Source organism: Microlunatus kandeliicorticis, from assembly GCF_014137855.1.
In the GTDB taxonomy this organism is placed as follows: Bacteria; Actinomycetota; Actinomycetes; order Propionibacteriales; family Propionibacteriaceae; genus Microlunatus; species Microlunatus kandeliicorticis.
The window spans coordinates 166,119-184,218 of record NZ_JACGWT010000002.1 but is presented as its reverse complement, the minus strand read 5'-3'; the positions used below and the strand labels follow the sequence as shown (position 1 = coordinate 184,218).

Genomic DNA, 18,100 nt, shown 5'->3' with positions numbered 1-18,100 from the left:
GCCCGGCTCAGCTCGCGGTGACCCGGGGGATGATCTCGGTGGCGGCGGCCTCGTCCTCGGGCGGGATGGTCGACCCGGGCACCCGGAAGGTGAACTCCGCACCGCCCTGGGCCGAGCGTCCGGCCCGGACCCAGCCGCCGTGCCGGGCGGCGGCCTGGGCGACGATCGACAGCCCGAGCCCGGTGCCCGGCGTGTTCCGCGACGACTCGGCGCGGTAGAAGCGGTCGAACACGTGCGGCAGGTCCTCCTCGGCGATGCCCGGACCCTCGTCGGCGATCCGCAGCCGGTCGCCCTCGAGCTGGACCCGGACGGTGCCCCCGGCCGGGCTCCACTTGACCGCGTTGTCGAGCAGGTTGGTGATCGCCCGCTCCAGTGTGTCGGGCTCGCCGACCAGGTAGAGCGGGTTGAGCTCGACGTCGAAGTGCAGCCCGGGCCCGCGCCGGCGGGCGCGTTCCAGCGCGGCGTTGACCACGTCGCGGAAGTCGAGCGGCTCGAGCGCGGGCGCTCGCTGGTCGTCGCGGGCCAGCTGGACCAGGTCGCCGATCAGGGCGGTGAACTCGGCCAGCTGCGCGGTGACGTCGGTGAGGATCTCGGTCCGCGCCCCGGGCGGCAGCATCGGGTTGCGGTCGTCGGCGGCCAGCAGCTCGATGTTCGTCCGCAGGCTGGTCAGCGGGGTGCGGAGCTCGTGCCCGGCGTCGGCGATCAGCTGGCGCTGCCGCTCGCGGGACCGGCTGAGCGAACGGATCATCCGGTTGTAGGAGTCGGCCAGCCGGGACAGCTCGTCGCGTCCGCTGACCGGGATCGGGGCGAGGTCGTCGGTGGTGGTGACCTCCTCGACCGCCGCGGTCAGGCGGCGGACCGGGCGGAGGCTCGACCGGGCCACCGCCGACCCGGCGAAGGCGGCGGCGATCACCCCGACCGCCCCGAAGATCAGCAGCACCACCCACAGCGAGGACAAAATCACGTTGGTGGCGGCCAGCGGGCGGCCGAGCACCAGGGCGTACTCGTAGCCGGGCACCGGCACCGCGACCACCCGGTAGAGCTGGCCGTTCGAGGCGATCGTTGTGCGGGCGGACGAGCCGGTCTGCACCCGGGCCACCACGAGCTCCTCGGGGCCGGGACGCAGCGTGACCGCCTCGTCGGGGACCAGCCGCACCTCGCCGTCGGCCTTGATCACCGCGACGCTGACGTTGCCGGCGGCCAGCGCCTCGCCGGTCAGCCCGCCGAGGCCGCGGACGTCCGGACGCACGGTGACGGCGACCGAGCGGGCCAGGCTGGTCAGCTCGCTGTCGAGCTGGTTGTAGAGCGCGACCCGGGTGGTCACGTAGGCGGCCACGCCGGTCACCGCCACCGCGGTGGCCACGGCGAACGCGGTCAGCGCGGAGACCCGCCGGCGCAGCGAGACGGCGGTCAGGTAACGACGCAGGAAGCTGATCATGGTCGGTTCCGGGGCGGACCGGACGGGAGCCTGCTGATCATGGGACGGGGGGTGGTCATGATCAAGTGGTCACGGGCCGCGGGTCGGTGGTCGTCATCGCGGCGCCCCGGTCACGGCGGGGTTTCGCGCAGCACGTAGCCCACGCCGCGGACGGTGTGGATCAGCCGCGACTCGTCGTCCACCTCGGTCTTGCGCCGCAGGTAACCGATGTAGACCTCGAGGCTGTTGGCGGTGGTGGGGAAGTCGAAGCCCCACACCTCGTTGAGCAGCCAGGACCGCTCGAGCACCCGGCGCGGGTTCTTCATGAACGCCTCGAGCAGGGCGAACTCGGTCCGGGTCAGGCTGATCTGGCGCGACCCCCGGATCACCTCACGGGTGTGGGTGTTGAGGACCAGGTCCGAGAAGGTCAGGCTGTGGGTGGAGGGGTCGGAGGAGTCGGCCACCGTGCCGGCGCGCCGGACCAGGGCGCGGAGCCGGGCCAGCAGCTCGTCGAGCGAGAAGGGCTTGGCCAGGTAGTCGTCGGCACCCGCGTCGAGCCCGTCGACCCGGTCGCCGACGGCGTCGCGCGCGGTGAGGATGAGGATCGGCACGTCGTTCCCGGCCGACCGCAGCATCCGGGTCGTCTCCAGCCCGTCGAGCTTGGGCATCATCACGTCCATGATCACGGCGTCCGGCCGGACCGCACCGAGCCGGGCGAGGGCCTCCAGCCCGTCGTCGGCCGTCGTCACCTCGTACCCGTTGAAGGCCAGCGAGCGACGCAGCGAGTCCCGGACCGCCTGATCGTCGTCCACCACCAAGATGTGCATGGCGCCAGAGTTTCATCGAATCGCCCGAATGGTCCACATCTGTGTCTCATCGGCTCGTCGGAAGATCACCGTCGGAGGTCGCTTCCGACCGGCTCCGCGGGCCCCGACCCTGCGGTCGGCGCGCCGGGTCGGTCCCCCTATTCTCGCTGTCATGTCCTACCAGGCCGCCGAGGATCGCTACGACGTCCAGCCCTACCGCCGCTGCGGGCGCAGCGGCCTGAAACTGCCGGCCGTCTCGCTCGGCTTCTGGCACAACTTCGGCGACGACGTCGAGTTCGCCCGGCAGCGCGACATCACCCGGCGGGCCTTCGACCTCGGGGTCACCCACTTCGACCTGGCCAACAACTACGGTCCGCCCTACGGGTCGGCCGAGACCAACGCGGGCCGGTTGTTCGCCACCGACTTCAAGCCCTACCGCGACGAGTTGATCATCTCGAGCAAGGCCGGCTGGGACATGTGGCCGGGGCCGTACGGCGACCACGGCTCGCGCAAGTACCTGACCGCCAGCCTCGACCAGAGCCTGCAGCGGCTCGGGCTCGATTACGTCGACATCTTCTACCACCACCGCCCGGACCCCGAGACCCCGCTCGAGGAGACGATGGGCGCGCTCGACGCGGCCGTCCGGGCCGGCAAGGCGCTCTACGTCGGCGTCTCGTCCTACTCGCCCGAGCACACCGCGCGGGCGGCGAGCATCCTGGCCGACCTCGGCACCCCGCTGACCATCCACCAGCCCTCGTACTCGATGTTCAACCGCTGGATCGAGCCCGAGCTGCTCGGCACCCTCGAACGGGTCGGTGCCGGCTGCATCGCCTTCACCGCGCTGGCCCAGGGGCTGCTCACCGACCGCTACCTCGACGGCATCCCGGAGGGGTCGCGCGCCGCGCAGGGCAAGTCGCTCGACCAGGGCGTGATCAACGAGGAGAACCTGGGGCGGGTCCGTGCCCTCAACGAGATCGCCCAGAGCCGCGGCCAGACCCTGGCCCAGCTCGCGCTGGCCTGGGTGCTCCGCGACCAGCGGATGACCTCGACGCTGATCGGCGCCAGCAGCGTCAAGCAGCTCGAGGACAACGTCGCCGCGGTCCGCAACCTCGACTTCACCGACGACGAGCTCGCCGAGATCGACAAGCACGCCGTCGACTCCGGGGTCGACCTCTGGGCCGGCGCCCGCGACGCCACCGAGTGACCTGATCCGTCACGGAGCCCGCCGACCCCTCACGGTGCCCTGACCCCACCCCCGGGCCCTGAGCCCCACACCCGTGCCCTGAGCCCCAGCTCCGTGCCCTGAGCCTGTCGAAGGGCAGCGGATGGGGCCTCAGCCCGCGGGCCGGGTGAGCAACCGGAGCAGGATCCGCAACCGGCGGGACTCGCCGCCCTGGTCGAACAGCCGGTCGAGCTGGTCCTGCACGTGGCAGGAGGTCAGCAGCTCGAGCGCGTCGCCGAACGGGATGGCCAGGCTCAGCCCGGACGCCTCGACGCCGCGCGCGATCAACGCGCCGAACTGCTCGAGGTAGCCGTCGCTGAACTCCCGGTAGGCGTCCCGCACGGCCGGTCGGCGGGCGGCGTAGAGCAGCAGCTCGTGCTGGGCGAGCACCCACTCGCGCTCGGGGTGCAGGTGGTGCTCGAGGGTGTCGAGCGCGGCGGTGAGCACCGCGTCCGGGTCGCCGCGCGGCCCGTTCTCCGCGATCACGTCGATCGCCGCCTGCGCCGCCGCGTACTGGTGCTCCATCTGCAGCCGCAGCATGGCCAGCACCAGCTCGTCCTTGTCGGCGAAGTTCGAGTAGAAGGCGCCGCGGGTGAACCCGGCGGCCTCGCAGATCTCCTCGACGCTGGCCCCGATGATCCCGCGCTCGGCGAACACGCCGACCGCGGCGTTCATCAGCCGTTCCCGGGTCGCCGCCCGCCGGCCGCTCACGGGGGGTGCGGCGCTGGTGCTGGTCATCAGGTGTCCGATCTTCCTCTCCGGACCGACACAGCTTGTGGCCAGGGTCACGGTCGCCGGCATCCGGATACGCCGGTGTATTGAATACAGTACTGTATCGACCCGTGCCGACCGGCACGGAACCGCCGAACGCCCGCGACGGGCCGCGCAAGGAGATCCGGTGTCCTCCTACCTGTACGGACTCGCCAAGCTCGCCATCCGGCGCCGGCTGCGGGTGCTGCTGGCCTGGCTCGCCGTGCTGGTCGTCCTCGGCGGCGCGGCCGGCCTGTCCGGGGCGAACTTCGAGGACTCCTTCTCGCTGCCGGGCACCGAGTCGCAGCAGGCTCTGGACTCGCTCAAGCTGACGTTCCCGCAGGTCAGCGGGGCCGGCGCCCAGGTGATCGTGGTCGCGCCCGAGGGGCAGAGCGTCCGCACCGGCGACGAGCGGCAGGCGATCCTCGACGGCGTCGCCGCCTTCAAGAAGATCGACCTGGTCGACACCGTGAGCTCGCCGTTCGACCAGCGGATCAAGAACGTCATCTCCGACGACGGGTCGGCGGCGATCATCAGCGTCCAGCTCTCGGTCGACCGGGAGGGCGTGACCACCGCGCTCCAGAACCGGCTCGAGGCCGAGGGCCGGGCCATCCAGGCGGCCGTGCCCGGCTCGACGGTCTCGGTCGGCGGCGACGCCTTCCAGATGAACTCGGTGCACATCTCGGCCACCGAGGGCATCGGCGTGGTGGTCGCGCTGATCGTGCTGTTCTTCACCCTCGGCTCGCTCCGGGCGGCCGGGATGCCGCTCCTGACGGCGCTGCTCGGCGTCGGCGTCACCATGGCCGGGATCGTGGCGGTGACCGCGCTGGTCACGGTCAGCTCGACCACCCCGATGCTGGCGCTGATGCTCGGGCTGGCGGTCGGCATCGACTACGCCCTGTTCATCACCTCCCGACACCGGGACCAGCTCCGGGACGGGATGGAGGTCGGCGAGTCGATCGCCCGGTCGGTGGCCACCGCGGGCTCGGCGGTGGTGTTCGCCGGGCTCACCGTGATGATCGCGCTGGCCGGGCTGTCCGTCGCGGGCATTCCGTTCCTCACCACGATGGGCATCGCCGCCGCGGTCGGCGTCGCGGTGGCCGTGGTCATCGCGCTCACCCTGCTCCCGGCGCTGCTCGCCTTCGCCGGCGAGCGGCTGCGTCCGAAGCCGGCCGGCTCGCGCCCGGCCCGCAAGGCCGCCGCAGCCGCCGCGGCGAACGGCCAGCCCGCGCAGCACGCCGTCCCGGTCGCGGCGAAGCAGCGTCCGCAGCTGGCCCGCAGCTGGGTCCGGCTGGTCACCAAGGTGCCGGCGCTGACCATCGCGATCGTCGTCATCGGTCTGGGCGCGCTGGCGCTGCCGGCGCAGTCGCTCCGGCTGTCGCTGCCCGACAACGGCACCGCCGACGTCGGCACCCCGGCCCGGACCACCTACGACCTGGTCGCCGACCACTTCGGCCCGGGCTACAACGGCCCGCTGATCGTCACCGCCAAGATCGTCGGCTCGAACGACCCGCTGGGCGTGATGGACAAGATGGGCGACGAGATCCGCGCCCTGCCCGGCGTGGCCAGCGTCCCGCTCGCCACACCCAACCAGACCGCGGACACCGGCATCGTCCAGGTCATCCCGACCACCGCGCCCGACGCGCCCGCGACCGCCGACCTGGTCGAGCGGATCCGGGCTCTCGAGCCGCACTTCAAGGCCGAGTACGGCGTCGACACCGCGGTCACCGGGATCACCGCCATCCAGATCGACGTCTCCAACCGGCTCGGCTCGGCGCTTCTGCCGTTCGGCGTGCTGGTGGTCGGTCTCTCGCTGGTGCTGCTGACCATGGTGTTCCGCTCGATCGCCGTCCCGCTCAAGGCGACCATCGGCTACCTGCTCAGCGTGCTGGCCAGCTTCGGCGCGACCAGCCTGGTCTTCATCCACGGCTGGCTGGCCGGTCCGCTCAACGTCGAGCACGTCGGCCCGGTGATCAGCTTCCTGCCGATCCTGCTGATGGGGATCCTCTTCGGGCTGGCCATGGACTACGAGGTGTTCCTGGTCTCCCGGATCCGCGAGGACTTCGTCCACGGCGGCGGGTTGCGCAGCGGTGACCCGCACCGGGCCATCGAGACCGGGTTCGTCGCCAGCTCGCGGGTGGTCGTCGCCGCCGCGGTGATCATGTTCGCGGTGTTCGCCGCGTTCGTCCCCGAGGGCACGGCGGAGATCAAGACCATCGCGTTCGGGCTGGCGGTCGGCGTCTTCGTCGACGCCTTCATCGTCCGGATGACGCTGGTGCCGGCGGTGCTCGCGCTGCTCGGCCGCACCGCCTGGAAGCTGCCGCGCTGGATCGACGAGCGGCTGCCCACCTTCGACGTCGAGGGCGAGGCGCTGGCCCACCAGGTCAAGCAGGCCGACTGGCCCGTCCCGAACCACCCGGCGCTGGTTTACGCCGAGGGGCTGGCCGGGCGGGTCGGCGACCGCAGCTTCGGGCCGATCGACGTCGAGCTGATGCCCGGCCAGGTCGTCGCGGTCCCGTCCGGGCCGGCGACCACCGCGCTGCTCTGGACGCTGACCGGCCGGATGAAGCCGTCCGCCGGCGAGGTCAAGGCGCTCGGGCTGGTGCTGCCGCAGCAGGGCAGCGCGGTCCGGCGCCGGTCGGTGGTGCTCGACGCCCGGGCCGAGCGCTTCGTCGCCCAGCTGCGCCGGACCGTCCGGTCGCGGGTGCAGCTGGTGGTGATCGACCACGCCGGCGAGCTGCCCGAGACGGACCGCGCCGCGGTGGCCGCGGTGCTGGGCGAGCTGATGGCCGCGCGCGCCGACCGCAGTCTGGTGATCGCCACCGACCGCCCGGACGAGCTCTCCCAGCTGCTGCCCGCCGGCGTCGCGCCCGGGCTGCTCGAGGGCCCGCGGTCGCCGCGGGTGCTCGACCGCCCGGCCGACCTGGTCGGCGCCCCGGCCTGACCGGCCGCACCCCGCGGACCGACCCCGCACCCCGAACCGCCCGTCGACACGACCCGAGGACGCAGACAGACATGTTCAGCATCGAGCGCAGCCGCACGACCCGGAAGGCGGGGATCATCACCCTGCTCGGTGTCCTGCTGGTCCCGCTGCTGGTGGCCGGTGGCTTTCTGGCCGCGACCTACCACTCGCAGGACCGGCTGGCCCGGGTGCAGGCCGCGGTGGTCAACCTCGACGACCCGGTCCGGCTCAACGGCCAGCTGGTGCCGCTCGGTCGGCAGCTGGCCGGCGGGCTGGTCAACGGCAGCGACGACATCAAGAAGCAGGCGGCGGTCAACTTCGACTGGGTGCTCAGTGACCGGGCCAACGCCGCCTCGGGCCTGGCCGACGGCCGGTACGCCGCGGTGGTGACGATCCCCAAGAGCTTCAGCGCCGACGCCACCAGCTACGCCAAGAACAAGGCCGACGACGCCCAGCGCGCCACGCTGCAGGTGCAGACCTCGCAGGTGGCCGGGGTCACCGACCCCGCGGTGGCGCAGGCGATCTCGAGCGTCGCGGTCAGCACCCTGAACAAGACGCTGACCCAGAACTACCTCGAGAACATCTACCTCGGGTTCAACGACACCAAGAAGCAGTTCACCACGGTCGCCAACGGGGCCGGTAAGCTCGCCGACGGCGCCACCCAGCTGAGCAGCGGACTCGACCAGACCGCCACCGGCGCCGGCAAGCTCGCCGACGGGATGGCCCAGCTCAGCACCGGCAGCAGCCAGCTCGCCGGCGGCATCGCGCAGACCTCGACCGGGACGACGCAGCTGGCGAACGGACTCGACCAGCTGGCCGCCGGGACGAAGAGCTTGCCGAAGCAGGTCGGACAGTTGGCCGATGGAACGCAGTCATCGGCAGACGGAGCGAAGAAGCTCGCCGGAGGGCTGAAGAAGGTCGACAGCGGCACCGCGCAGTACACCCAGGGTGTCGGCACCTACGTGGACAACGTGGGGAAGCTCGGCAGCGGGATCAGTACCTATGCAGGCGGGCTGCAAACGGCGCAGACCGAGGCGACCAAGCAGGCGGAGCAGATTCAGAACGCCCCGGACCAAGCCCTCTGCGCTCCTGCCCAAATCTCCGATCCGCAGCAGTGCGCCGTGTTCGCCGCCGGGTTCAAGGCGGCATCTCAGTCCATCTTCGGCAAGGATCAGATCTCACCGAAGGGTCAGCCCGATGGTGTGATCGCCTCGTACCGGCTGTTCGCCAACGGCGCCTCCGTTCTGGGCACCAATGCCGGCAAGCTCGTCAGCGGGGGGCAGCAGTTGGCCACCAGCGGCGATGGTCTCGCGTCCGGTGTTCACCAGGCCGCGACCGGCACTTCGAGTCTCGCCACCGGCCTCGGAAAGCTCGCAGCCGGTACGGATCAGCTCTCGACGGGACTGACCGGATTAAGCACGGGGATCGCCAAGACCGCCACCGGGGCGGACAAGCTGGCCACCGGGGTCGGCAAGCTCTCGACCGGGGCGAACCAGCTCGCGGTCGGGGTGTCGAAGTCCTCGGCCGGGGTCGACCAGCTGCACACCGGGCTGGTCAAGCTCAGCGACGGCGGCGACCAGCTGGCCGACGGCACCACCAAGCTCGCCGACGGGCTCGAGAAGGGCGCGAAGCAGATCCCGACCTACACGAAGTCCGACCGGACCACGCTGGCCTCGGTGGTCGCTGCGCCGGTCGAGCACCAGCAGCCCGACAGCCTGTTCTCCGACACCACGACGACCACGCTGCTGGCGCTGCTCGCGCTCTGGCTGGGCGGCCTGGTCACCTACCTGGTGGTCCGGGCGGTGCCGTCCGACGTGCTCGGCTCGGCCAAGTCGACGGTCCGGCTCGCGCTCGAGGCGCTGGCGCCGGGCGCGGCGATCGGGGCCGTGCAGGCGGTGGTCTTCTCGGTGGTGCTCCAGCAGCTGCTCGACCTGTCGTTCGGCGACTACGCGGCGACGCTCGGGTTCCTGGTCTTCGCCGCGGTGACGTTCGCGGTGGTCAACCACGCGCTGACCGCCTGGTTCGGCGGCTTCGGCCGGCTGCTCTCCGCGCTCGCCTTGGCCGTGGTCGCTGCAGCCAGCCTGACCAGTGCGGTGCCCAGCTTCATCGACGACCTGCGCCCGGTGCTCCCGCTGTCGCCGGGGTTGGACGGGCTGCGCGCGGTGGTCACCGGCGCTTCGGGCACCGGCCACGCCGTCGCGGTCCTGCTCGGCTGGCTGGTGGTCGGCCTGGCCGCCTCGGTGGTGGCGGTGGCTCGTCGCCGGGTGCTCCCGGCTCAGAAGCTGACCGCGCTGCCCGCCTGAGCGTCGCGCCACGCAGCACAACGGGGGTGATCCGCACCGACCTCGGTGCGGATCACCCCCGTTGACGCGTCCGAGGCGTGAGCTACTTGGACTCGTGCGGCTCGCTGGTCACGATCACCGCGTGCGCGAAGGCGATCACCAGGGTGGCGAAGCTGGCGAACATGGCGATCGCGCCGCCGATGGTCAGCCAGGGCCAGAGCGAGAGCCGACCGGTGTCGGCCATCACCAGGATCACCATGCCGATGATCCAGGCCACCGCGGTGGCCACACCGGCCACGCCCTTCATCACGTTCGCCATCAGGACCTCCGCTCCCGCCGGGGCGACCCGGCAACGGGATCCAGCCTAGCCCCGGCCGACGCCCGGAGTGCGGTCAGCCGGGCTGGTCCGCCGTCCGGGCCGCCTGCAGCTCGCGGACCCGCTCGAGCACGCCGGGCATCGCCGACTCGATCATGCTCAGGGTGTCGACGAACCCGTCCTGGCCGCCGTACCACGGGTCGGGCACGCCCGACCCCGGCCCGGCGTCCGGGTCGAAGTCGCTGAGCAGCCGGACCTCGCGGCCGCGTCCCAGCCGGGCCAGTCGGTCGACGTGCAGCTGCTCCATCGCCACCACCAGGTCCGCGCCGGCCAGCTCGTCGGCGTCCATCTGGTGCGCCCGGTGCCCCTCGGTGCGGTAGCCGTGCTCGGCCAGCGTCCGCCGGGCCCGCGGGTCGATCGGCTCGCCGAGCTCCTCGCTGCTGGTCCCGGCGCTGGTGAACACCACGTCCTGCAGTCCCTCGTCGGCGGCCATCCGCTCGGCGACCCGCTCGGCCATCGGCGAGCGGCAGATGTTGCCCCAGCAGACGAAGACCACCCGGACCGGGTCGACGCCTCCGCCGGCACCCCCGGCGTCGGGGCTCACCGGCGGCCCCGCCGCCGGTTGCGCTCGTCCCGGTCGGGGACGAACGCGTTGAGCACGAAGCTCACCACCGAGACGATGATCGCCCCGAGCACCGCCGTCCAGAACCCCTCGACGTGCCAGCCCAACCCGACCAGGTTCGACAGCCACGAGGTCAGCAGCAGCATCAGCGCGTTGATGACCAGCAGGAAGATGCCCAGGGTCAGCAGCACCACCGGCGCGGTGACCAGCTTGAACACCGGCTTCACCACCGCGTTGACGATGCCGAAGATCAGCGCGACCACCAGCAGCGCGACGATCTTGCCCTCGGTGGTGGTCGCGGTCAGCGAGATGCCGTCGAGCAACCAGGTGGCCACGCCGAGCGCGGCCGCGTTGGCGAGCAGCCGGAGGATCCATCGCATGGTCCCGATGCTCCCACGCGCCGCCGCCCGACCGGAGCGACGGTGACCCTGGCCGCCCCCTGAACCGCCGGGACCGGAGGCCACCCTGCCGACGAGACCGCCGGGGCCCGCGCATAGCGTCGGCTTCATGGCACTCGGGTCGAACGGACAGCGCCGGCGGATCGCCGTCACCGGCGGCAGCGGCAAGCTCGGTCGGGTGGTGGTGCGCCATCTCGCCGACCGCGGCGACGAGGTGGTCAGCCTCGACCGCACGCCCGACCCGGACTGGGACGGCGCGTTCGTCCGGGTCGACCTCACCGACTACGGCCAGGTGGCCGAGGTGCTCACCGGCATCGACGACAGGTACGACCGGATCGACGCGGTGGTGCACCTCGCCGCGATCCCGGCTCCCGGGCTGATCCCGAACGCGGCGACGTTCGCCAACAACATCACCTCGAGCTTCCACGTCTACCAGGCGGCCAAGCTCGCGAACATCACCAAGATCGTCTGGGCCTCCAGCGAGACGGTGCTCGGGCTCCCGTTCGACACCCCGCCGGACTACCTGCCGGTGGACGAGGACGTGCACCGGCCGGAGAGCACCTACTCGCTGGTCAAGCACCTCGAGGAGACGATGGCCGTCCAGTTCTGCCGGTGGAACCCGGAGCTGTCGATGATCGGGTTGCGGTTCAGCAACGTGATGGTCCCGGCCGACTACGCCGGCTTCGAGGACTTCCAGGACGACCCGACCGTCCGGAAGTGGAACTACTGGTCCTACATCGACGCCCGCGACGGCGCCGCGGCCGTCGCCTGCGCGCTCGACCACGACCAGCCGGGTGCCGACGTGTTCGTGATCGCCAACCCCGACTCGGTGATGCGGACCCCGACCGCGGAGCTGCTGGCGCAGGTCGCCCCCGACGTCCCGCTGCGCCGGGAGCTCGGCGAGCACGAGCCCGGGCTGGACAGCACCAAGGCGCGCACCGTGCTCGGCTGGACGCCGCAGCACAGCTGGCGCGACCACGTCTGAGACGACGCCGACGAGAGACAGCTGAGGAGAGAGACATGGACTACGTACGACTGGGTGACACCGGACTGCAGGTGTCACCGATCTGTTTGGGCTGCATGACCTACGGCGAGCCGGACCGCGGCAACCACGCGTGGTCGCTGCCGGAGGAGGAGAGCCGGCCGTTCATCCGCAGCGCGATCGAGGCCGGGATCAATTTCTTCGACACCGCCAACGTCTACTCCGACGGGTCGAGCGAGGAGATCACCGGTCGGGCGTTGCGCGACTTCGGGCACCGCGACGAGATCGTGCTGGCCACCAAGGTGCACGGCCGGATGTCGCCCGGCCCGAACGGCCAGGGGCTGTCCCGGAAGTCGATCATGACGCAGATCGACCACTCGCTGCGCCGGCTCGGGACCGACTACGTCGACCTCTACCAGATCCACCGGTGGGACCCGAACACCCCGATCGAGGAGACGATGGAGGCGCTCCACGACGTGGTCAGGGCCGGCAAGGCGCGCTACCTCGGCGCCTCGTCGATGTGGGCCTGGCAGTTCAGCAAGGCGCAGTACACCGCCGCGGTCAACGGCTGGACGCCCTTCGTCAGCATGCAGAACCACTACAACCTGCTGGCCCGCGAGGAGGAGCGCGAGATGCTCCCGCTCTGCGAGGACCAGGGTGTCGGGGTGATCCCGTGGAGCCCGCTGGCCCGCGGCAAGCTGACCCGACCCTGGGACGAGAAGACCAACCGCTCGGAGACCGACCAGTTCGGCCAGACGCTCTACCAGCCGGCGGACGCCGAGATCGTCGCGGCGGTGACGGCCGTGGCGGAGGAGCGGGGCGTACCCGCGGCCCAGGTCGCGCTGGCCTGGGTGAGCCGCAACCCGGCGGTCACCGCCCCGATCATCGGGGCCTCGAAGCCGCACCACCTGACCGACGCGGTCGCCTCGCTCGAGATCGAGCTCAGCGACGAGGAGGTCGGCCGGCTCGAGGCGCCGTACACGCCGCGTGAGCCGGCCGAGCTGCGCCGCTGACGACCACCCGGTGACGCCCGAACGGGACGGGCGCGGTCGGCTCAGCCGGCCGCGTCCGCCGGTTCGGCCTCGCGTTCGGTCGGACGCGGACTGCGGCGGGAACGCTTGTCCCGCTTGCGTTTCTTGCGGTGCTCCTCGTCGGTGTCGATCAGGGCGGCGAACCACTGTGCCCGCGGGTTCGCGTTGATCAACGTCGCCTTGACGAACAGGGTGGCCGGGATGGCCAGCAGCGCGCCCAGCGCACCGAGCAGGTAGGCCCAGAAGATCAACGACAGGAACGCGATCGAGGGGTTGACCCCGGCCGCGTCGCCGGTGAACCGCGGCTGGATCAGCGTCTGGACGACGAAGTTGACCACGCAGTAGCTGACGATCACCGCGACCATCGGCCCCAGGCCGCCGTCGAGCAGCGCGATCAGGGCCGGCGGGATCACCCCGAGCACGAAGCCGACGTTGGGGATGTAGTTGGTGACGAAGGCGAGCACGCCCCAGGTCAGGGCCAGCGGGACGCCGATGATCCAGAGCGCGATCACGTCGATCACCGCGACGATCAGCCCGAAGACGCTGGTGACGATCCAGTAGCTGCGCACCCGGCGGGCGAACTCGCCGAACGCGTCGGCCAGCGTCGAGCGCTGCCGCCGGATCCGGTCGAGCCGCTGGTCGAACCCGGCGGCGTCGGCGGCCAGGAAGATGATCACCGTCACCAGCAGCACGATCAGGGAGAGCCCGCTGCTGACGCTGCTGAGCAGGGTCTGCGCGATCCCGGTGAAGCTCGACACGTTGATCGAGCTGAGCATGCTGGTCAGCTGCGCCTGGCCGACCCCGAGGTCGGACAGCTGCGCGAGCGCGTTGTTGTAGAGGGTGACGAACGAGCTGGTGTAGCTCGGCAGCGTCGTGGCCAGCTGACCGATGGCCAGCACCACCGAGCCCAGCACGACCAGCAGGGCGCCGTAGATCGCCAGCAGCACCACCACGGTGGAGAACCAGCCGGGCATCCGCGCCTTGGTCACCAGCACCCGGCGCAGCGGCTGGAAGGTGATCACCAGGGTCAGCGCCAGGAAGGTCGGCCCGATGATGCTGGCGGTCGACTTCAGCCCGACGCCGACGATCACCAGCGCCGCAGCCACCACCACCCCCCAGAGCGGCCAGGTGGCGTCCCGCGTGGTGGGGTGCCGGTCGGACGGCACGACGCCGGGACGGCCGGGCGGGACGGGACGGTCGCCGGACGGCTCGGTCGGAAGGACCGGTCGGGAGGGCATGCGGGTCAGCCTAGCGAGACCGGCTGCCGCGCCCGGCGCCACGAGCCGGGGTCAGCAGGGCGGCGGGCAGCCGTGCCGGATCGTCGCGGCGACCACGGCGCCCGCCTCACCGACCGCCCGCAGCTGTTCGGGGTTCAGCACGTCGATCAGCAGTCGCCGGACCTCGGCCACGTGCCCCGGAGCCGCCTCCTCGACCCGGCGGCGTCCCTCCGGGGTGAGACTGGCGACGGTGGCCCGGCCGTCGTCGGGGTCGGGGGACCGACGCACCCAGCCGCGCTGCTCGAGCCGCTTGACGACGTTGGACAGCCGGGAGAGCGAGCCGTTGGCCAGCTCGGCGAGGGCGCTCATCCGCAGCGTCTGGTCGGAAGTCATCGACAACCGGCTCAGCACGAAGTACTCGAACAGGCTGAGCCCGGAGTCGCGCTGCAGCTGGGCGTCCAGCGCGCCCGGGAGCTGGATGGCCATCGCCGCGACCCCGATCCAGGCGTGCTGCTGCTCGGCATCGAGCCAGCGGGGTGCGGTGTCCATGCCCTGAGCCTACTTGACTTCACGCTTGAACTGAGTTTCACTGCAAGAAGCTTCAACCATGAAGTGACCACACGAGGAGCACACCAATATGACTCTGTTCCGTCTCGACGCCAGCATCCGGATCGAGGGCTCGGCCAGCCGGGAGATCGCCGACCTGGTCGAGGCCGAGTGGCTGCAGGCCCACCCCGGCGACCGGGTCGAGACCCGTCACCTCGGGGTCGACCCGCTGCCGGCCGACGCCTGGGCCCACGCGGTCTCCGCCGGCTTCGTCGCCGAGGACCAGCGCACCGCCGAGCAGGCCGCCGCGGTCAAGCTCGCCGCCGGGCTGGTCGACGAGCTGGTCGAGGCCGACGCGATCCTGCTCGCCGTCCCGCTCTACAACTTCGGGGTCTCGCAGCACGTGAAGACCTGGATCGACCTGATCATCACCGACCCGCGCGCCGCCGCCGGCGCACCGCCGTTCCTGGCCGGCACGAAGGTCGTGCTGGCCACCGTCCGCGGTGGGGCGTACGGTCCGGGCACACCCCGCGAGGGCTGGGACCACTCGACCGGCTACCTGCGCCGGATCCTGGCCGACGTCTGGGGTGCCGACCTCACCGTGGTCGAGCGGGAGTTCACCCTGGTGGGGGTGAACCCGGCCCTGGACGCGTTCACCGAGACGGCCGCCGAGCTGCACGCCCGGGCCAAGGACGCGGCCCGCGACGCCGGCCGCGCGCTCGCGGCCTGACCGGTCGCGGCGGTCAGCCGGGAGGTCAGGCCAGCGCGACCCGGCGGACGTAGTCGGCGACCTCGAGGCCCTCGGCCTCGGCCCGCCGGCTGACCTCCGCGTGCTCGGCGGCGTCGAAGCGGACTTCGACCGTGGTCCCGGGGACGACGTCCTCCGGGACCGCGGCGCCGGTCCGGGCCCGGTAGTCGGCCAGCTCGGCCGGCGTCATGGTCGACGGGTCGGTCCTGACGTAGGTCATCGGTCGCTCCCTGGTGCTCAAGGTGGCTGGAACCCGGCGTCACGCCGGGCTCACCGACCAGTCTTGCGCGACAGGTCCCGGCCGACCAGGCTCGAGGACCAGCCGTCCGCAGAGCGAGCGGGTTCCGCTCAGACGTTCGGCTTCTCGGCGCCGATCGTGGTGTCGTCGCCGTGCCCGGTCCGGACGACGGTCGCGTCCGGCAGCGCGAACAGCCGCTCGCGGATCGACCGCCGGATCAGGTCGGCGTCGCTGTAGCTGCGTCCGGTGGCGCCCGGCCCGCCCTGGAACAGGGTGTCGCCGCTGAACACGGTGCCGAGGGCCTCGGCGTACAGGCAGACGGCGCCCGGGGTGTGGCCGGGGGTGTGCAGGACGCGCAGCTCGGTGCCGCCGATCAGGATCGTCTGGTCGTCGTCGAGCTCGCCGTCGGGGGCGACGTCGTGGGTCAGGGCCCAGACCACCCGGTCCGCGGGGTGCAGCAGCACCGGCGCGCCGGTGGCCGCGGCCAGCTCGGGGGCGATCCGCACGTGGTCGTCGTGACCGTGGGTGCACACGATCGCCGCGACCGACCGGTCGCCGACCAGCGCGAGGATCGGCGCCACCGCGTGCGGGGCGTCGATCACCACGCACTCGCGGTCGTCACCGACCACCCAGACGTTGTTGTCGACGTCGAAGGTCTGACCGTCGAGGCTGAAGGTCCCCGAGGTGACCGTGTGGTCGATCCGCGCGCTCACGCGCTCACCTGCTCGCCCTCGTGCGCCTCGAGCGGGTTGGTCGAGCCGGAGTCGCTGTCCGGGCCGTCGAGGATCACCACCGAGCGGAGCACGTCGCCGGCGTGCATCTTGTCGAAGGCCGCCTCGATGTCGCCGATGCCGATCTCCTCGGTGACGAAGGCGTCCAGCGGCAGCCGGCCCTGCAGGTAGAGGTCGATCAGCATCGGGAAGTCGCGGTCGGGCAGGCAGTCGCCGTACCAGCTCGACTTGAGCGAGCCGCCGCGCCCGAACACGTCGAGCAGCGGCAGCTCCAGCGTCATCTCCGGCGTGGGGACGCCGACCAGCACCACGGTGCCGGCTAGGTCGCGGCCGTAGAACGCCTGCAGCCAGGTCTCCGGGCGGCCGACCGCGTCGATCACCACGTCGGCGCCGAACCCGCCGGTCAGCGCCTGGATCTGCGCGACCGGGTCGCCCTCGCGCGCGTTGATCGCGTCGGTCGCTCCGAGCTCGCGGGCCACGGCCAGCTTCCGCTCGTCGACGTCGACGGCGATGATCTTCGACGCTCCGGCCAGCCGCGCCCCGGCGATGGCCGCCGAGCCGACCCCGCCGCAGCCGATCACGGCGACGCTGTCGCCGCGGCCGACGTTGCCGGTGTTGATCGCCGCGCCGAGCCCGGCCATCACCCCGCAGCCGAGCAGCCCGGCGGCGGCGGGACGGGCGCGCTCGTCGACCTTGGTGCACTGGCCCGCGGCCACCAGCGTCTTGTCCATGAAGGCGCCGATGCCCAGCGCCGGCGACAGCTCGGTGCCGTCCTCGAGCGTCATCTTCTGGGTGGCATTGAACGTGTTGAAGCAGTACCAGGGACGGCCGCGGCGGCAGGCCCGGCAGGTGCCGCAGACGGCGCGCCAGTTGAGGATCACGTAGTCGCCCGGTGCGAGGTCGCGGACGTCGTCGCCGACCTGCTCGACGATGCCGGCGGCCTCGTGCCCGAGCAGGTAGGGGTAGTCGTCGCCGATCCCGCCCTCGCGGTAGTGCAGGTCGGTGTGGCAGACCCCGCAGGCGAGGATCCGGACCACCGCCTCACCCGGGCCGGCGTCCGGGACGTTGACCGTCACCAGCTCGACCGGCGCCCCCTTGCTGCGGGCGATGACTCCCTGGACCTGCTGCGGCACGATGTCCTCCTCGACGACGGGGCTGGCGGCTCCGTCATCGTAGTGAGCGCGCGGTGCTGCCGCTCAGCGCGGGAGGGCCGGACGGTGTCGGCCGCCGGACAGGTCGTTGATCGCCGCGAGCACCAGCGTCGGGTCCTGCTCGAGCATCCGGAACGGCAGGTAGAGGCCGGTGCGCAGCGTCCGGCGCCAGAACCAGCGGGGCACGGTCGCGGTCACGCCCGGTGCGTTGGGGGCGAGGCCAGGCCAGAGCCGGACGTTGAGCCGGGCGCCGAGACCGGCGGACTCGACCTGCACCACCTGGACGGCCTCCCACGGCACGGCCATCACCCCACTGAGCGTGGTGTAGCCGACGCCGGCCGGGCTGATCACCAGCGGGTCGCGGAGCGTGCGGAGCCGCCACCAGAAGCCGGCCAGCATCCCGGCGAAGCCGAGCATCAGCAGCGTGATCAGGCCGAAGACGAGCCCGAAGCCGCCGTCCTCGGTGACGGCCACCAGCACGGTCAGTCCGACGAGCAGCAGCACGGGCACCAGCATCAGGATCAGCACCGGCGCCCACATCCGGTCGACCGCCGAACGCCGGATCGTGGTGGCCAGCTGCGGCTGGGCGGTGAACTGCGGCGGCCGGGTGGGCGTGGCGGGCCCCGCGACCGGGCCGGTGGGCGCGCCGGGGAGGGAGGTCACCGGGTCATGCTGCCAACC

The 18,100-nt window shown here is 72.0% G+C and carries 18 protein-coding genes; 6 read left to right on the top strand and 12 right to left on the bottom strand.

Annotated elements, in window-relative coordinates; all coding sequences use genetic code 11:
* Window positions 1-7: 7 nt before the first annotated feature.
* The gene (locus tag FHX74_RS05630; protein ID WP_182559140.1) at window positions 8-1,438 is read right to left on the bottom strand and encodes a sensor histidine kinase; all 1,431 of its coding nucleotides are present in this window, start codon (window positions 1,436-1,438) and stop codon (window positions 8-10) included.
* A 110-nt stretch (window positions 1,439-1,548) separates the two neighbouring features.
* On the bottom strand, window positions 1,549-2,244 hold the full coding sequence (locus FHX74_RS05625) for a response regulator transcription factor (RefSeq protein WP_182559139.1): 696 nt from the start codon (window positions 2,242-2,244) through the stop codon (window positions 1,549-1,551).
* A gap of 151 nt (window positions 2,245-2,395) precedes the next feature.
* Here FHX74_RS05625 and mgrA point away from each other — a divergent pair, with 151 nt between their 5' ends.
* On the top strand, window positions 2,396-3,427 hold the full coding sequence (gene mgrA, locus FHX74_RS05620; protein WP_182559138.1) for an L-glyceraldehyde 3-phosphate reductase: 1,032 nt from the start codon (window positions 2,396-2,398) through the stop codon (window positions 3,425-3,427).
* Window positions 3,428-3,556: 129 nt separating this feature from the next.
* On the opposite strand, the gene FHX74_RS05615 is transcribed toward mgrA, so the two are convergent.
* The gene (locus FHX74_RS05615; protein ID WP_182559840.1) at window positions 3,557-4,183 is read right to left on the bottom strand and encodes a TetR/AcrR family transcriptional regulator; all 627 of its coding nucleotides are present in this window, start codon (window positions 4,181-4,183) and stop codon (window positions 3,557-3,559) included.
* Window positions 4,184-4,343: 160 nt separating this feature from the next.
* On the opposite strand from FHX74_RS05615, the gene FHX74_RS05610 reads away from it, so the two are divergent.
* Together FHX74_RS05610 and FHX74_RS05605 are read left to right on the top strand one after the other, a co-directional pair.
* Window positions 4,344-7,139, top strand: a complete 2,796-nt coding sequence (locus tag FHX74_RS05610) for an MMPL family transporter (RefSeq protein ID WP_328823657.1) — start codon at window positions 4,344-4,346, stop codon at window positions 7,137-7,139.
* 71 nt (window positions 7,140-7,210) lie between these two features.
* Window positions 7,211-9,460: a YhgE/Pip domain-containing protein gene (locus FHX74_RS05605; protein ID WP_182559136.1), complete on the top strand. Its 2,250-nt coding sequence runs from the start codon at window positions 7,211-7,213 to the stop codon at window positions 9,458-9,460.
* A gap of 82 nt (window positions 9,461-9,542) precedes the next feature.
* Here the strand turns inward: FHX74_RS05605 and FHX74_RS05600 are convergent, their stop codons facing one another.
* From FHX74_RS05600 to FHX74_RS05590, 3 genes are all read right to left on the bottom strand, one after another.
* Window positions 9,543-9,758, bottom strand: a complete 216-nt coding sequence (locus FHX74_RS05600) for a hypothetical protein (protein WP_182559135.1) — start codon at window positions 9,756-9,758, stop codon at window positions 9,543-9,545.
* Window positions 9,759-9,831: 73 nt separating this feature from the next.
* Entirely contained in the window at window positions 9,832-10,359 is a 528-nt protein-coding gene (locus tag FHX74_RS05595) for a low molecular weight protein-tyrosine-phosphatase (RefSeq protein WP_407941463.1), read from the bottom strand.
* Window positions 10,356-10,757 carry a phage holin family protein gene (locus FHX74_RS05590; protein WP_182559134.1) on the bottom strand — a complete coding sequence of 134 codons (402 nt, stop codon included), beginning with the start codon at window positions 10,755-10,757 and terminating at the stop codon, window positions 10,356-10,358. Before FHX74_RS05590 ends, FHX74_RS05595 begins: the two co-directional genes overlap by 4 nt.
* 127 nt (window positions 10,758-10,884) lie before the next feature.
* On the opposite strand from FHX74_RS05590, the gene FHX74_RS05585 reads away from it, so the two are divergent.
* Together FHX74_RS05585 and FHX74_RS05580 are read left to right on the top strand one after the other, a co-directional pair.
* A complete protein-coding gene (locus tag FHX74_RS05585) occupies window positions 10,885-11,760 on the top strand; it encodes an NAD-dependent epimerase/dehydratase family protein (protein ID WP_182559133.1) in 876 nt (291 codons plus the stop codon).
* Between the two features lie 35 nt (window positions 11,761-11,795).
* Complete coding sequence (locus FHX74_RS05580; protein WP_182559132.1) at window positions 11,796-12,770, top strand: aldo/keto reductase; 975 nt, start codon at window positions 11,796-11,798, stop codon at window positions 12,768-12,770.
* Between the two features lie 41 nt (window positions 12,771-12,811).
* Here FHX74_RS05580 and FHX74_RS05575 read toward each other — a convergent pair whose 3' ends face one another.
* Complete coding sequence (locus FHX74_RS05575; protein WP_182559131.1) at window positions 12,812-14,026, bottom strand: AI-2E family transporter; 1,215 nt, start codon at window positions 14,024-14,026, stop codon at window positions 12,812-12,814.
* Window positions 14,027-14,077: 51 nt separating this feature from the next.
* The gene (locus FHX74_RS05570; RefSeq protein WP_182559130.1) at window positions 14,078-14,554 is read right to left on the bottom strand and encodes a MarR family winged helix-turn-helix transcriptional regulator; all 477 of its coding nucleotides are present in this window, start codon (window positions 14,552-14,554) and stop codon (window positions 14,078-14,080) included.
* An 88-nt stretch (window positions 14,555-14,642) separates the two neighbouring features.
* Here FHX74_RS05570 and FHX74_RS05565 point away from each other — a divergent pair, with 88 nt between their 5' ends.
* Window positions 14,643-15,281 (top strand): FMN-dependent NADH-azoreductase, encoded by a 639-nt coding sequence (locus tag FHX74_RS05565; RefSeq protein ID WP_182559129.1) that lies wholly within the window; start codon window positions 14,643-14,645, stop codon window positions 15,279-15,281.
* Between the two features lie 25 nt (window positions 15,282-15,306).
* Here FHX74_RS05565 and FHX74_RS05560 read toward each other — a convergent pair whose 3' ends face one another.
* The 4 genes from FHX74_RS05560 to FHX74_RS05545 all read right to left on the bottom strand — a co-directional run bounded on the left by FHX74_RS05560 (window position 15,307) and on the right by FHX74_RS05545 (window position 18,082).
* Window positions 15,307-15,519, bottom strand: coding sequence for a plasmid mobilization protein (locus FHX74_RS05560; protein ID WP_182559128.1), 213 nt, complete (start codon window positions 15,517-15,519; stop codon window positions 15,307-15,309).
* A gap of 128 nt (window positions 15,520-15,647) precedes the next feature.
* Window positions 15,648-16,250: an MBL fold metallo-hydrolase gene (locus FHX74_RS05555; protein WP_182559127.1), complete on the bottom strand. Its 603-nt coding sequence runs from the start codon at window positions 16,248-16,250 to the stop codon at window positions 15,648-15,650.
* Window positions 16,247-17,401, bottom strand: coding sequence for an S-(hydroxymethyl)mycothiol dehydrogenase (locus FHX74_RS05550; protein WP_182559126.1), 1,155 nt, complete (start codon window positions 17,399-17,401; stop codon window positions 16,247-16,249). Before FHX74_RS05550 ends, FHX74_RS05555 begins: the two co-directional genes overlap by 4 nt.
* Before the next feature lie 63 nt (window positions 17,402-17,464).
* Window positions 17,465-18,082, bottom strand: coding sequence for a hypothetical protein (locus FHX74_RS05545; protein WP_182559125.1), 618 nt, complete (start codon window positions 18,080-18,082; stop codon window positions 17,465-17,467).
* Between the last annotated feature and the right edge of the window lie 18 nt (window positions 18,083-18,100).

Coding starts and splice junctions, on each gene's coding strand:
- mgrA (WP_182559138.1), top strand. CDS start 2,396: ATGTCCTACCAGGCCGCCGAGGATCGCTACGACGTCCAGCCCTACCGC.
- FHX74_RS05615 (WP_182559840.1), bottom strand. CDS start 4,183: ATGACCAGCACCAGCGCCGCACCCCCCGTGAGCGGCCGGCGGGCGGCG.
- FHX74_RS05600 (WP_182559135.1), bottom strand. CDS start 9,758: ATGGCGAACGTGATGAAGGGCGTGGCCGGTGTGGCCACCGCGGTGGCC.
- FHX74_RS05590 (WP_182559134.1), bottom strand. CDS start 10,757: ATGCGATGGATCCTCCGGCTGCTCGCCAACGCGGCCGCGCTCGGCGTG.
- FHX74_RS05575 (WP_182559131.1), bottom strand. CDS start 14,026: ATGCCCTCCCGACCGGTCCTTCCGACCGAGCCGTCCGGCGACCGTCCC.
- FHX74_RS05625 (WP_182559139.1), bottom strand. CDS start 2,244: ATGCACATCTTGGTGGTGGACGACGATCAGGCGGTCCGGGACTCGCTG.
- FHX74_RS05565 (WP_182559129.1), top strand. CDS start 14,643: ATGACTCTGTTCCGTCTCGACGCCAGCATCCGGATCGAGGGCTCGGCC.
- FHX74_RS05580 (WP_182559132.1), top strand. CDS start 11,796: ATGGACTACGTACGACTGGGTGACACCGGACTGCAGGTGTCACCGATC.
- FHX74_RS05560 (WP_182559128.1), bottom strand. CDS start 15,519: ATGACCTACGTCAGGACCGACCCGTCGACCATGACGCCGGCCGAGCTG.
- FHX74_RS05630 (WP_182559140.1), bottom strand. CDS start 1,438: ATGATCAGCTTCCTGCGTCGTTACCTGACCGCCGTCTCGCTGCGCCGG.
- FHX74_RS05570 (WP_182559130.1), bottom strand. CDS start 14,554: ATGGACACCGCACCCCGCTGGCTCGATGCCGAGCAGCAGCACGCCTGG.
- FHX74_RS05605 (WP_182559136.1), top strand. CDS start 7,211: ATGTTCAGCATCGAGCGCAGCCGCACGACCCGGAAGGCGGGGATCATC.
- FHX74_RS05585 (WP_182559133.1), top strand. CDS start 10,885: ATGGCACTCGGGTCGAACGGACAGCGCCGGCGGATCGCCGTCACCGGC.